The following is a 13,326-nucleotide window of genomic DNA, read 5'->3' as shown; positions in this document are numbered from 1 at the left end:
CTGTGGCGTTTCTCATGGAGGGCGCAAGGCAAGGGCGCACGGCTGCGTGGGCCACTGGATTCGCAGGCAGCGGCGCGGGACCGAGGCGCGTCATGCGGCGTCGATGCGCTGCTGCTGCCGTGCTTCGGCGGAGCGCACCGTCGCGCCGCGATTGCGTCCCGCGACGACCGTGCATTCGATGTGCGGCATGCCTCGCGTAGCCTCGCGTGCCGTGGCGAGCGCGCACTCGGCCTCGCGCGCGTTGGCGACGATCGCAAAGCCCGTCGGCCCCCACGAAGTCTGGCCGATGCCCGCGGTTCGCTGCGCGGCCACGGCGCGCAGCGCGCGCTCGACATCGGGGCTCGCGAACACGCCGCCTTGCACGGGGGCAAAGTATTCGCCGATGGTCTGCTGCATCTCCGTCAGGCCATGCGCGAAGGGCACGATGTTGCGCTCCGCGGCGCCCGGCAGAATCTTCATCAGGACGAGGTGGCACAGACGCGCGGCGAGTTCTTGCGGAAACGGGGCGAGCGCGGCGAGGCCGCGGCGCTCTTCAGCGCCGTGCAGGCCCTCGCGAGCGTTGTCGCTGACGAGCAGGACGCGCCAGCTATCCGGAAACGGCTGACGCGCGAGCAGAGGCGGCACGCCCGGGTGCAGGTCGCCGGACGGTCCGCCATCCACCAGCAAGCCGCCGGCATCGAAGCCGAGGATGCCGATGCCCGAGCGCACGCCGCGTCCGAGCAGGCTCGCGAGCTCGGCGCTAGTCGCGACATGGCCGAGCAGACGAACGAAGGCGCTGCCGACTGCGAGTGCGAGTTGCGTGCCCGATCCCAGGCCGCTGTGCGCGCGCGGCGTCCGGGTGACCTCGATAGCGACGGGAGTCGGGTCGTACGCGGCGTGCAGCCGTTCCAGACAGATCGCGATACGCTCGCGTTCCGCATCGGTCGCCGCACCGTCGATCCGGTCGCGCTCGGCGAGCCGCGCTTCGATGCGGGTGCCGGCGCCGTCGATCACGAGGCCGAGGCTGCCGAACGCGCGTCCAAGCGAGGCGTTCGGATCGAGAAACCCCAGATGCAGCCGTGCGGGCGCATCGACCGTCACGGCGGCATGAGGCGGAAGGCGGCGAACGTGAAGCTGCATCGCGAGTGTCCTTGTTCGTGCGTGACTTGTTCGTGCATGGGCGGGCGAACCCGAAGGGCCGTCGTGGCGACGGCGCGTGCCGCAGCGCAGCGGCCCGGCGGGGGACTTAAAGCGAAAGCCGTACCCGCCCCGCAGCACGGCGCCGGGCTTCAACCGCCTTGCGCGGTTTTCGGCGCGTCGTACTTGATATAGCGGAAGCGCTGGTCGTCCGCCGGCGTGCCTTCGAGCGGGCCGCCTTCGGTTCCCGGCTGCCACTGAATGAACGATTCGATCTTGCTGGCAAGCGCAAAGTCCTTGTCCGTGATGCCCTTCGCGGAATGCGTCTTCAGCTTCACGGTCACGAATGCATAGGAGACCGTGAGATCAGGGTGATGCCATGCGGCTTCCGCGAGGTGGCCCACCGCGTTCACCACCATCAATGTCCCTTTCCAGCCTTCGGTGCGGTATTTGCGCCGCAGCCAGCCGTCTTCCAGATACCAGTGCTGTAGCGGACCGACGAGGCGCTGCTGGATCTGCGCGTCGGAATAGACCTGTTCTGTGTTTGCCATGACCATTGCTCCACACGTGTTGGAACGACCCGTAGGAGCATGACGTGCTGCAATTGACGGGCCAGCCGCATGATCGCGCTGTCGGCGCAGGTGTTCTCTCGCTGCGTGCCTCGCGACGGACACGCTTCGTATCGGGCAGTGACACAGTATGTCCCACGTGCTGCGGCGCAGGCGGTCACGGCCGTGACACCGCTGCGCCAGATCGCGCGTGCGCCGAAGGTGATGCGCGCGTGGCGCGAACCGCCGCGCGGCGTGTGTGCGCGAGCTTGTGGCGGCGAACGACGCGCACGGTAGTTCGATTCCGGCATGGAATATGCGTTGGCCGTCATGCGCCGCAAAGCCTGACAACGATCGGGAAAGGGCGCGGATCGTTACCTGCATTCGAGGAGGCGCGCCCGATGCAACGAGGTAGCGTGGGTCATTCGTGAGTTGAACAGCAAGACCATTCTGGAGGAGACATGAACTTACGCACCACGGTTCTTGGGCTCGCGATCCTCGCGTCGGCAGCCTTGAGCTCTCTCGTTGCACAGGCCGATTCGCAGCTCGATGGGCTCATGAAAAATCCGTCCAACTGGGCGGCGCAGGCGGGCGACTATGCGAATCATCGCTACAGCCCACTCAAGCAGATCAACGAAAACAACGTCGGGAAACTACAGGTCGCATGGACCATGTCGACCGGCGTGCTGCGCGGCCACGAAGGCGCGCCGCTCGTGATCGGCGACACCATGTATATCCACTCGCCGTTCCCCAACAAGGTGATCGCGATCAACCTGAAGGATCAGACGTTCATCTGGCAGTACCAGCCGAAGCAGGACGATGCGGTGGTGTCTGTGATGTGCTGCGATACCGTCAACCGCGGGCTCGCGTATGGCGACGGCAAGATTTTCCTGCAGCAGGCCGACACAAAACTCGTCGCGCTGAACGCGAAAACTGGCGACGTGGTCTGGACCGCGCAAAACGGCAATCCGAAAGCGGGTGAAACCAACACCAACGCGCCGCACGTATTCGGCGACAAGGTGCTGACCGGCATCTCGGGCGGTGAGTTCGGCGTGCGCGGGCGTCTCATCGCGTACGACATCAAGACCGGAAAACCGGCCTGGACGGCCTACAGCACGGGTCCGGACAAGGACATGCTGATGGACCCCGACAAGACGATGACCTACGCCGACGGCAAGATGGTGCCGGTGGGCGCGGACTCGTCGCTGAAGTCCTGGAAGGGGGATCAGTGGAAACTGGGCGGCGGCACCACCTGGGGTTGGTATGCGTGGGACCCGAAACTCAACCTTGTCTACTACGGCACCGGCAATCCGGGCACCTGGAATCCGACGCAACGTCCGGGCGACAACAGATGGTCGCTGTCGATCATCGCGCGCGATCTGAATACCGGCACCGCCAAATGGGTCTACCAGATGACCCCGCACGACGAGTGGGACTATGACGGCGTCAATGAAATGATCCTCTCGGAGCTGAACATCGACGGCAAGAAGGTGCCGGCCATCGTTCACTTCGACCGCAATGGTTTCGGCTACACGTTGAATCGCGAAACCGGACAGCTGCTCGTTGCCCAGAAGTTCGATCCGGCGGTGAACTGGGCTGACCATGTCGATATGAAGAGCGGCAAGCCGATTCGCAACGCGGCCTATTCGACGCAGGCGGCCGGCTCCGACCACAACGTGAAGGGCATCTGTCCGGCGGCGCTCGGTTCGAAGGATCAGCAGCCGGCGGCGTACGACCCGAACTCGAGCCTCTTCCTCGTGCCGACCAATCACGTCTGCATGGACTACGAACCGTTCGATGTCGACTACGTGTCGGGCCAGCCGTATGTGGGCGCCACGTTGTCGATGTATCCGGGCCCGAACGACAACAACTCGATGGGTAACTTCATCGCGTGGGATGCCTCGAAGGGCAAGATCGTCTGGTCGAAGCCGGAGCGGTTCTCGGTGTGGTCGGGCGCGCTGGCCACCGCGGGCGGCGTGGCGTTCTACGGCACGCTCGAAGGCTACATCAAGGCAGTCCGCATCAAGGACGGCAAGGAACTGTGGCGCTTCAAGACCCCGTCGGGGATCATCGGCAACGTGTTTACCTACGAGTATCAGGGCAAGCAGTTCATCGGCGTCTACTCGGGCATCGGCGGCTGGGCCGGTATCGGCATGGCGGCTGGCCTCGAGAAGTCGACCGAAGGCCTCGGTGCGGTGGGCGGTTATCGTGAGCTTGCGAAGTACACGGCGTTGGGCGGCACGCTCTTCGTGTTTGCCATTCCCGGCGGCAACAGCTGAATGGCCGGGCCGCATTGAAACGCGCGGCCGGTTTGCCCTTGCAGGGGATCGGGCGACCGGCAGCGGCTTCAGTCATATACGAGTCATCTGGACCGCGCCATTTCGCAGATGCGTCGATGAAACGCATCGCGGCGCGGCCTTACCTTGAAGGAGACATCTGCATATGAAAGGCCGATCAATCTTGTTGCGGGCGGCACTGCCCGCCGTTTTCGTCGTGCTGCCTGTTACATACGCCCAGACCAATCCCGCGATTGCCCAGGTGGCGTACAAGGTGGTCGACGGCAGCAAGGTCGACAGCAATACGCTGCAAGGATGGAGGACCTGGCGCGCGCTTGCCTGCGAACGTTGTCATGGCGCGCAGCAGCAGGGGATGGTCGGACCATCGCTGGTCGACGCGTTCAAGACGCTGGATAAGAACGAGTTCCACCGCACGGTGTTCGGCGGCCGGGTGGACAAGGGCATGCCCGACTTCAGTTCGAGCCAGATGATGCAGAAGAACTGGGAGAACCTCTACGCCTATCTGAAAGGGCGCTCCGACGGCCAGATCAAGCCGGGCGATCTGCAGTCCATCGACGCGAAATAACGCCCACGGTTCTACCTCAGGAGGTTATCGATGCGTCATGGCAAACGAATGCCCGCGCACGCCGCGCTCGTGGCCGCCGCGCTGTGCTACGCGGCGCTGGCGAGCGGTGCTGTGCGCGCCGAAGGCGAGGCACTGCCCAACAACGATGGCGCCGACGGCGTGCTGCGGGTCTGCGCGGACCCGAACAACATGCCTTTGTCCAACAACAGAGGCGAAGGCTACGAGAACCGCATCGCAAGCCAGATGGCGAGCGATTTCGGCTACAAGCTCGAATACACCTATTTTCCGCAGCGCATGGGCTTCGTGCGCCACACTTTGCGCGAGAAGGTGGCGGATACCGAGCGGTATAAGTGCGATCTGATCATCGGCGTGCCGAAAGGCTACGACATGACCTCGACGACGCAGCCCTACCTGCGCTCCACCTATGCGATGGTGTTTACGAAGCGGCCTGAGCTGGCCGGCATCAATACGCCGGACGATCTGCTCAAGCTGCCGCCGGACCAGTTGCACAAACTGCGCTTCGGCATCTTCTCGCAGACGCCCGCGGTCGACTGGCTGCTCAGTCACGACCTGATTGATCAGGCGGTCTCGTATCAGGTGCAAAGCGGCGACCCGCAGGAATACCCGGGCCAGATGATCGAAAACGATCTGCGTGCGGGCAATGTCGACGTCGTATTCCTGTGGGGGCCGATTGCGGGCTATTTCGCCAAGCGCTCCGGCGATACGGTGAAGCTGGTGCCGTTCCCGGCCACGCCGGGCATCCGCTTCGACTATACGATCGCGATGGGGGTGCGCTACGGGGAGAAAGCGTGGAAGGACAAGGTCGACCAATGGATCGGCGCGAACCATGACAAGATCGACAGCATCCTCACGAGTTACGAAGTGCCGCTTCTGAAGCCCGTCGACGCGCCGGCCGGCAAGCCCGCGGATGGGGCGCCATGAGGGGGGCGCAGAGGCGCTTGCGCCGCGCGTGGCGGTGTGTGCTCGCCGCGTGCATCACGTGCGTGGCTTGTGCAATGCATACCGCCGCGCTTGCTGCGGGCACCGGCGATATCTCGCCCGCCGAGCGGCTCATCTTCACGACGGATCATCTGCACGGCATCGCGCAGCAAACCGAGCTCGACTACGCATTGCTCAGCTCGGACCAGCTGGCGCACAGCGCGGACATGGTCAGGGTGCTGGTGGTCAGCCCGGACAACGCCAAAGGCGATGCCCAGGTGTCCGATCACAGCGGAGCGGTGCCGTTACCGAACGCCGGCTTGCCGTGCAACCCCGTGATCATCTATTTCCTCGAACGCGACATCACGGAGATGGAGCACCTGACAGGCGGCCAGCGCCGTTATTTCCAGCGGCGCCTGCGGCTCGCGCTCGCCGCGGGGCCGCAGATCGAGATGGTGACGAGCCAGATCGGCGGCAAGCCTGTGAAGGCCCAGCAGGTCGTCGTGCAGCCGTACCTGGGCGATCCCAATGCGGAACGCTTCGCTCAATACACCGGCAAGCGCTACACGTTCGTGATCGCCGATACCGTGCCGGGCCAGGTCGCGCTGATCCGTACCGACGTGCCCGGCGCGAACAACGATTTCGTGCATCCGCTGCATACCCAGACGCTGAGCTTCCAGGCGGTGTTGCGAAAACTGCCGCCACCGCCGAACGCGCCGAATGTGCCGGTGAAACCGTCCAACGCGCCTCGGGCGAGCCGTTAACGAGGTCGCGCCAACGTGAATTTCATCCGCTCGCTGACCTTGCGTCAGTTGCAGATCTTCGTCGTGGCGAGCCGCTACACGAGCTTCGCGCGCGCCGCGGAGGAACTGCATCTGACCCAGCCGGCGATATCGATGCAGATTCATCAGCTCGAGGAGGCGGTTGGCCTGTGTCTGTTCGAGCGCATCGCGCGCAAACTCGCCTTGACCGAAGCGGGCGAAAAGCTAAGCCATCATGCGAGCCGGATTCTCGGCGAGATCAAGGATGCCGAAGATGCGATGACGTCGCTCAAGCAGGCCGATAGCGGCTCGATCGCGGTGGGCATCGTCAGTTCCGCGACGTATTTCGCGCCGAAGCTGCTGGCCATGTATTCGCACCTGTATCCCAAGGTCGACGTGCACTTCTCCGTCGGCAACCGCGATGCGTTGCTGCGCATGCTGCAGGACAACGCGATCGACCTCGCCATCATGGGGCGGCCGCCGCCGGAACTCGATACCACGACCGAGCCGCTTGCGTGGCATCCGCAAGTGGTGATCGCGCCGCGGAGCCATCCATTGTGCGACGCGCGGCGCTTCGATCTGCAGGAGTTGCGTGGCGACACGTTCCTGTTGCGCGAGCCCGGCTCGGGAACGCGCATGGCCGCCGAGGAAATGTTCAGACACCATCTTTTCACGCCCGCGAAGGTCGTCACGCTCGGCAGCAACGAAACGATCAAACAGGCAGTGATGGCAGGTATGGGAGTGAGCCTGATTTCTCTCCATACGCTGCTGCTCGAACTGCGTATGAAGGAAATCGCGTTGCTCGACGTGAGCGGCACGCCGATTGAACGCACATGGCAGATCGTGCATCTGCGGGCCAAGCAGCTATCCCCGACCGGCACGGTATTCAGGCAGTTTCTGCTCGAGCAGGCCGCCGCTTATCTGGAGCGCGAGTACGCGGCATTCGCCACATCGCCCCCGAAGCCAGGCGTTCCGAAATGAGCAGTCGATACTGATCTGGCCTGGCGCCGCGGCGCGATGGCGCTGGTCGGACTGATTGCCGGCAGTGCCGCAGCGGGTTCACCTGGTGACGGCACGTCCCCGTGAGATGGGCGGCGATTTTTCGGCAGCGGCACACTGTGTACCCGAAAGGCGTGACAGGTTGACATCTTTCGTCGCGCGACTGCGCGTGCTGCATCCGCCGGCGTGCTGGCACAGAGTATGCACGGAGGTCCGCTCATATCCATGAGAAGCATTTTCGTATCGCGGGTTCACGACGAGCCTGCGCGTGTAGGCCTGCTATAGGGGATTGCATCGATGGGTGCTGGCGAACAGCTTCAGGACTGGCGTCTGCATGCGCTGCAAATCGAAGACGAAGTCTCGAGAGTCGTGATTGGCCAGTCGCAGACCATCCGCCTCATCAACGTCGCCTTGTTCGCCCGTGGTCATGTGCTCCTCGAAGGCGGCGTGGGTGTCGGCAAGACAACCGTGCTGCGCGCGTTTGCGCGTGTCGTGGGCGGGGAGTTCGAGCGCGTCGAGGGCACCATCGATCTGATGCCGGGCGACCTCGTCTATCACACGTACGTCGACGCCGAGGGTAAGCCGCGAATCGATCCCGGTCCGCTTCTTCGACACGGCGAGCGCCTGACCACGTTCTTCTTCAACGAAATCAATCGCGCCCGTCCGCAGGTCCAGTCGCTCCTGCTGCGCGCCATGGCGGAGCGTTCGGTGTGGGCGTTCGATCGCGAATATCGCTTCCCGCATATGACGGTGTTCGCCGACCGCAACAAGGTCGAGAAGGAAGAGACTTTCGAGCTGGCATCGGCCGCGCGCGACCGCTTCCTGTTCGAGTTGGGCATGCCCACGCCGACCGGGCCCGAGGTGCGGCGCGCGCTGGTGTTCGATGCGACGTTCCATGACGTCGACAGGCTGCTTGCACGGCTCTCGCCCGCGATCGTACCGTGGGAACAGTTGAACCAGGTCGGCGCGGCCATTCAGGCGAGCGTGCAGTCGAGTAAAACGATCGAGCGCTATGTCCTGGACATCTGGCAGGCCACGGAAACACCGCAGCGATTTGGCATTGCACTCGACGGCGTCGATATGCAGCGGCTCATTCTGGCGGGCGCAAGCCCGCGAGGCATGAGCGCGCTGTTGCGGGCAGCGCGCGTGGTGGCGTGGCTGGCGGGCCGCTCGCATCTGGTTCCGGAAGACATTCATGCCGTGCTGATGCCCGGGCTCGGGCATCGCGTGTTCTTCACGCCGATCTATGAACTGCGCCGCCAGGAACTCGCTGAAGCCCTGACTGCGCAAATCATGAACAGGCTCGCCGTGCCCTGAACCATGAACGGGACATCGGAATTTCACTACCGTTTGCCGATGCGCTCCGGGGGATTTCGTCCCGGTTCGCACCCGGCATCGAGCTTCGGGGCCGGTCAGGAATTTGCGATGCACGGCCGCCTGTTCGACTACCCGGATCCGCGCCGCCTCGATCTGCGTGCCAGCGTGCGCGCCGCACGCTCGGAGTGGCTGGTGCGGGTTCACCTGCAACGCACCGCGGTGCCAGTACAGGTGATCGTCGACGTCTCGGCGTCGATGCACTTCGGCGCGCACCAGACGAAGTTGCAGGTTGCCGCGGATTTTGTCGAAGCCTTGGGATACAGCGCGTTCCGTGTCGGCGATCAGTTGGGCACGCTTGCCTTCGATACCGGCGCACGCGACGATCTTTTCATGCCGGCGCGATATGGCCGGGGCGTCGGCAACGTGCTCGCAACGATGTTGCGCGAGAGCACGAGCGCCACAACTGGAAGCAGCAGTATGGCGGGGCTGCAACGCGCCGCTTCGACACTGGCTGGACGGCAGGCGCTGGTGTTCCTTGTTTCCGACTTCCACTGGCCGCTCGCGGCGTTGCCCGCCGTACTCGATCTGCTGGTCCATGCATGCGTGGTCCCGATGGTTGTCTGGGACGCCGCGGAGATCGCACCGCCCAACGGCGGCCCGCTGCTTGCTGTCAACGACGCCGAGTCCAACGGGCAGCGCACGCTGTGGCTGCGTGGTAGCGTGCGTGAGCGTTGGCGCGAGGCCGTCGTGCGGCGGCGTGTGGAACTCGCGGAGATGTTCGGCACGCGCGGGATCCGGCCGTTTTACGTCGAGAACGCTTTTGATCCGGAGGCCATGTCACGCTACTTTCTGGAGGCGATCGCATGAGACCTGGTGGGCGCCGGATTGGCACGGCGAGTGGTTCGCTTCGCCGGACACGGGTCGCGACGATGTTGGTCACCTCGCTGGCGCTAGCGCCGCTAATGAGCACTGCCGCAGCCCCGGGCGCGGTCTTTCAGCCGACGGTCCAACAGCCGCGCGCATTCGGCTACCTGCTCGGAGATGTCCTCACGCAACGTATTCTGCTGCCAGCCGGAGATAACGACGTGGGTTCGGTGGCGCCGCCGTCCATTGGCCGCACCGGCGCGTGGCTCGAGCGCCGGCTTGCCCGGCTCGAAACCGATGCCGAGGGTCGCCGGTGGATGGCGATCGACTACCAGATCGTCAACGTCGCGCCAACGCTCACCAGGAGTGTATTGCCCGCGTTGACATTGACCTCGGCGTCCGGCGCGACGCTGCAGGTTGCAGAGTGGCCCCTCAGCGTCGGCCCGATGACGCCCGCCGACGCCTTCAATGCCGGCGACCTGCAACCGATGCGGCCCGACCGGCAGGCTCCCCTGGTGCCGACCGCGCCGCTGCGGCGGCAGGCGAGCCTCGCGCTCGGCCTGTTGCTGCTGACTATGCTGTCATGGGCAGGCTGGTGGCTGTGGCGCAACTGGCACGAGTCGGCCCGGCTGCCGTTCGCGCGCGCCTCGCGGCAGATGCGGCAGATGCGGCGGCTCGACGGGGCGCGCGTCGATACGTCCGCGGACGCGTGGCTCTGTCTGCACCGCGCGCTGAACGAAGCGGCGGGCCACGTCGTTCACGCGGGTTCTCTGCCCAGCCTGTTCGCTCGAGCGCCGTATTTGCAGCCACTACGCGCACAACTTGAACACTTCTATCAGCAATCGACCGAGCGATTCTTCACGCCTGCACCGGCGGCGGCCCCTTATCCGCTGCAGGTGCTATGCCGGGCACTGTATCGCGCTGAGCAGCGTCACCATCGATGAACACGGCGTTCGATTTTGCCCATCCGTGGCTGCTCGCCTTGCTGCCGCTGGCCGTGCTGCCGTTGTTGCCACGGCGCGGCGACACGCTGGCGTTCTCGTGGGTCGCGTGGTTGCCTGACGATCGCGTCGGACGATGGATCGGCTTCATCGGGCAGGGCAGTGCCGTGCTGGCGATGCTGGGGATTGTCGTCGGCCTGGCCGGTCCGGGAAGCTCGTATCGGCAGGTGTTGCGTACGGGCAGCGGGGCGCAAATTCTGATCCTGATGGATCGCAGTGCGAGCATGGACGAACCGATGAACAGCAAAGGTGTGGAGTCGCCGGCGGGCGACTCGAAGAACAAGGTAGCGCGCGCTTCGTTGACCGGGTTCGTTGCCCAACGGCCTAATGACCGGCTCGCGCTCATGATGTTCGGTACGAGCCCGGTGCTTGCCATGCCGTTCACCTACGACCACCGTGTGATCGAGGCGGCGATCGCCGGCACGGCTGTGGGCCGCGGCATGCCGGACACGCAACTCGACCGTGGGCTGCTGGCGGCGATCGGCGAGTTCGACGGGCGGGCCTCGTCGGGCCGCCGGGCGATCGTCCTCGTCTCCGACGGCGGCGCGAGACTCGACGCGCACGTGCGGCGGCTCATCGAGGATGGACTGATGCGCAACCAGATCGCGCTTTACTTCATCTATTTGCGCAGCGGCGTATTCAGTCCCGATCTGAACGCCTCTATTCCCGCGAGTGAGTCTTCGGCTGAAGCCGAACTGCATCGCTACTTCATCTCGCTGAAGACGCCTTATCGGCTTTTTCAGGCCGGTAATGCGAAGGCGATGATGGACGCGATGGCCGAGATCAACCGGCAGCAAAACGCGCTGACTTCATTTGTCGAGCGCTTGCCGCGGCAGGATTTCAGCCCGTACTGCTTCGCGGCGGCGCTGTCTGGTTGCGCGCTGCTGCTGGCTTTGCGGCAGCTTCAGGTGCGGGCCTGGTCGTGAAGCGCGCGTCGATTCACGTCATCTTCGCGGCAGTAGCGCTGTGCTGCGCCGGGACGGCAGGGTATGACTGGGCGCGCCTGCAGCACGCGCAGCATGTCAATCAGGCGGCGGCTGCCGCGGCGGGCGAAACGGGCAAACCCGGCAAACCCGGCAAACCCGGCACGACAGGTGCCCCGCGCAACGGCCGTGGCAGCGACGACGCCCGGCAGGTCAGACTCGCGCGCGCCATCGCGCTGTCGAAGGCGGGCGCCTACGATACGGCTGGCCCGCTCTATGAGGAGCTGATTCGCGACGAGCGCCTTGACGAAGTAGGGCGCGCGGCGCTGTTCGACCTTGGCAACATGTACCTGCGTGAGGGAATGGGTAACAGCCCGTCCGGCACGGTTCAGTCGGTCGCCATGATCGAGGAGGCCAAGGCGCGCTACCGGACGTTGCTGCGTGCGACGCCGGACGATTGGGATGCGCGCTACAACCTCGAGCGTGCGCTGTGGCTCGCGCCTGAAATGCGCTCCGCGCCCGATGCGCCTGACGTCAAGTCGCAGCACAACGTGAAGGTGAGCGACCCGCAAAGCAAGGATTTGCCGTGAGCCCCGGCGCGCTGGCGCGTGATTTTTTCGGAAGGCGCCACTGGGCGACGTCGGTGGCATTCCTGTTGCTGATCGCCGCAGTCGCCATGCCACGTGTGACACTGCCGCGCGATACGTTCAGCTACATTGCCACCTTCGATATTACGCAAAGCATGGACGTCGAGGACGTCGCACTGAATGGCGCACCGGTGAGCCGGCTGGTGTTCGCGCGGGCTGCGATGCGCGACGCGCTGGGGCGATTGCCGTGCGGCTCGAAGATCGGCTGGAGTGTGTTCACCGGCCAGCGGACTTTGCTGTTGCTGCCGCCCGTCGAAGTCTGCAGCAACTTTGACGCGCTGCTGTTGTCGCTCGACAGGATTGACGGGCGCATGCGCTGGACCAACTGGAGCCGCATTGCGGAGGGCGGCGTCTATTCGGCGGTTCGCGTGGCGCAAGACGTCGGTCATGGCGCGGCCGTCGTGTTCGTCACAGATGGGCAGGAGGCGCCGCCGGTCCTGCCGTCGGATGCGCTGACGCGGGACATCAATCCCGCTCAGGTCAGGGGCTGGCTGATCGGCGTGGGTGGCGATCAAGCCGGGCCCATTCCACGTACCGATGCCGACGGTAACCGTGACGGCTACTGGCAGGCAGAGGATGTGATCCAGGTTCCGGGGACGCCAGGTTCCGCGCCGCTGGCGGAAAGTCACGAGGAGCTGTCCGCGTTGCATGGACACTACCTCGCGTCGGTGGCCGAACAGATCGGCTTCGGGTATCGCCGCCTGTCGAGCGCGGCGTCTTTGAGCGACGCCATGCTCGATGCGCGACTCGCTCACCGGGAACCGGTGCCGACTGATTTACGCTGGTGTCCTGCGCTGCTTGCGTTGCTGTTGCTCGCCTGGCGGTTCGTGCCGGAGTTCGGTTGGGCGAGGCGCCGCGCGGGGCTCTGGTGCAAATAGGTGGCGCGACGCCTACTGTGCGTCAAGTCGGTGGGTTTGCACCCTGACTCTACGCCAGCCGTTCTACCGGAACGGAGGCAGGCCGGCTATATGATTATCGTGCGACACGAAGTCGCTTGTAGAAGTTGTTCCCACGGCAACGGAGGGTACCACCCGTGTCACCGGGTGAATCTAGGAGCCTGAATAAAGAGCGGTTCTGACAACGTAACGAAGCGCCGCAAGGTGCGGGGTATCAATCGCGAGAGGCGTACCCTTCTGGCAGCCACACGCCGGATGAGTGCCAGATAGTCGGTAGGGTGAAAACATTTGAATCTGCGATAAAGATCGTCATGTAGAACAAGCGGAAGTGGCTACCACGCTTGAACCAAAACGGTAACGGAGGCGGGAATAGCGTCTGATAATTGCGCTCTCGTGACCCATACGCCTCCCGGTCAATAGCAGGCACCTAACCCGACGTACTTTACAAGCGGA

The 13,326-nt window shown here is 64.5% G+C and carries 13 protein-coding genes; 11 read left to right on the top strand and 2 right to left on the bottom strand.

Going from position 1 to position 13,326, the window contains the following annotated elements; translation table 11 throughout:
- Positions 1 to 90: 90 nt before the first annotated feature.
- Together AC07WT_RS10630 and AC07WT_RS10625 are read right to left on the bottom strand one after the other, a co-directional pair.
- Positions 91 to 1,119 carry a beta-ribofuranosylaminobenzene 5'-phosphate synthase family protein gene (locus tag AC07WT_RS10630; RefSeq protein ID WP_494947065.1) on the bottom strand — a complete coding sequence of 343 codons (1,029 nt, stop codon included), beginning with the start codon at positions 1,117 to 1,119 and terminating at the stop codon, positions 91 to 93.
- 149 nt (positions 1,120 to 1,268) lie between these two features.
- Positions 1,269 to 1,667, bottom strand: coding sequence for a 4a-hydroxytetrahydrobiopterin dehydratase (locus AC07WT_RS10625; RefSeq protein ID WP_494947064.1), 399 nt, complete (start codon positions 1,665 to 1,667; stop codon positions 1,269 to 1,271).
- 458 nt (positions 1,668 to 2,125) lie between these two features.
- Here AC07WT_RS10625 and AC07WT_RS10620 point away from each other — a divergent pair, with 458 nt between their 5' ends.
- From AC07WT_RS10620 to AC07WT_RS10570, 11 genes are all read left to right on the top strand, one after another.
- Entirely contained in the window at positions 2,126 to 3,943 is a 1,818-nt protein-coding gene (locus AC07WT_RS10620) for a methanol/ethanol family PQQ-dependent dehydrogenase (RefSeq protein WP_494947063.1), read from the top strand.
- Between the two features lie 163 nt (positions 3,944 to 4,106).
- Positions 4,107 to 4,526 (top strand): c-type cytochrome, encoded by a 420-nt coding sequence (locus tag AC07WT_RS10615; protein WP_494947062.1) that lies wholly within the window; start codon positions 4,107 to 4,109, stop codon positions 4,524 to 4,526.
- A gap of 30 nt (positions 4,527 to 4,556) precedes the next feature.
- Positions 4,557 to 5,468, top strand: coding sequence for a substrate-binding domain-containing protein (locus tag AC07WT_RS10610; RefSeq protein WP_494947061.1), 912 nt, complete (start codon positions 4,557 to 4,559; stop codon positions 5,466 to 5,468).
- Positions 5,465 to 6,229 carry a hypothetical protein gene (locus AC07WT_RS10605; RefSeq protein WP_494947060.1) on the top strand — a complete coding sequence of 255 codons (765 nt, stop codon included), beginning with the start codon at positions 5,465 to 5,467 and terminating at the stop codon, positions 6,227 to 6,229. Before AC07WT_RS10610 ends, AC07WT_RS10605 begins: the two co-directional genes overlap by 4 nt.
- Before the next feature lie 15 nt (positions 6,230 to 6,244).
- Positions 6,245 to 7,207: a LysR family transcriptional regulator gene (locus tag AC07WT_RS10600; protein ID WP_494947059.1), complete on the top strand. Its 963-nt coding sequence runs from the start codon at positions 6,245 to 6,247 to the stop codon at positions 7,205 to 7,207.
- 315 nt (positions 7,208 to 7,522) lie between these two features.
- Positions 7,523 to 8,542 carry an AAA family ATPase gene (locus AC07WT_RS10595; RefSeq protein WP_494947058.1) on the top strand — a complete coding sequence of 340 codons (1,020 nt, stop codon included), beginning with the start codon at positions 7,523 to 7,525 and terminating at the stop codon, positions 8,540 to 8,542.
- 3 nt (positions 8,543 to 8,545) lie between these two features.
- Positions 8,546 to 9,409 (top strand): DUF58 domain-containing protein, encoded by an 864-nt coding sequence (locus tag AC07WT_RS10590; protein ID WP_494947057.1) that lies wholly within the window; start codon positions 8,546 to 8,548, stop codon positions 9,407 to 9,409.
- Positions 9,406 to 10,350 carry a calcium incorporation protein MxaA gene (locus tag AC07WT_RS10585; protein ID WP_494947056.1) on the top strand — a complete coding sequence of 315 codons (945 nt, stop codon included), beginning with the start codon at positions 9,406 to 9,408 and terminating at the stop codon, positions 10,348 to 10,350. The genes AC07WT_RS10590 and AC07WT_RS10585 overlap by 4 nt, the downstream gene beginning before the upstream one ends.
- Entirely contained in the window at positions 10,347 to 11,333 is a 987-nt protein-coding gene (locus tag AC07WT_RS10580; RefSeq protein WP_494947055.1) for a vWA domain-containing protein, read from the top strand. The genes AC07WT_RS10585 and AC07WT_RS10580 overlap by 4 nt, the downstream gene beginning before the upstream one ends.
- On the top strand, positions 11,330 to 11,920 hold the full coding sequence (locus AC07WT_RS10575) for a tetratricopeptide repeat protein (protein ID WP_494947054.1): 591 nt from the start codon (positions 11,330 to 11,332) through the stop codon (positions 11,918 to 11,920). Before AC07WT_RS10580 ends, AC07WT_RS10575 begins: the two co-directional genes overlap by 4 nt.
- Positions 11,917 to 12,855, top strand: a complete 939-nt coding sequence (locus AC07WT_RS10570; RefSeq protein WP_492594531.1) for a vWA domain-containing protein — start codon at positions 11,917 to 11,919, stop codon at positions 12,853 to 12,855. Before AC07WT_RS10575 ends, AC07WT_RS10570 begins: the two co-directional genes overlap by 4 nt.
- The last annotated feature ends 471 nt before the right edge of the window (positions 12,856 to 13,326 follow it).

The organism is Paraburkholderia sp. GW821-FHT02A12, assembly GCF_059422005.1.
This window is presented reverse-complemented; position numbering and strand designations above follow the sequence as displayed.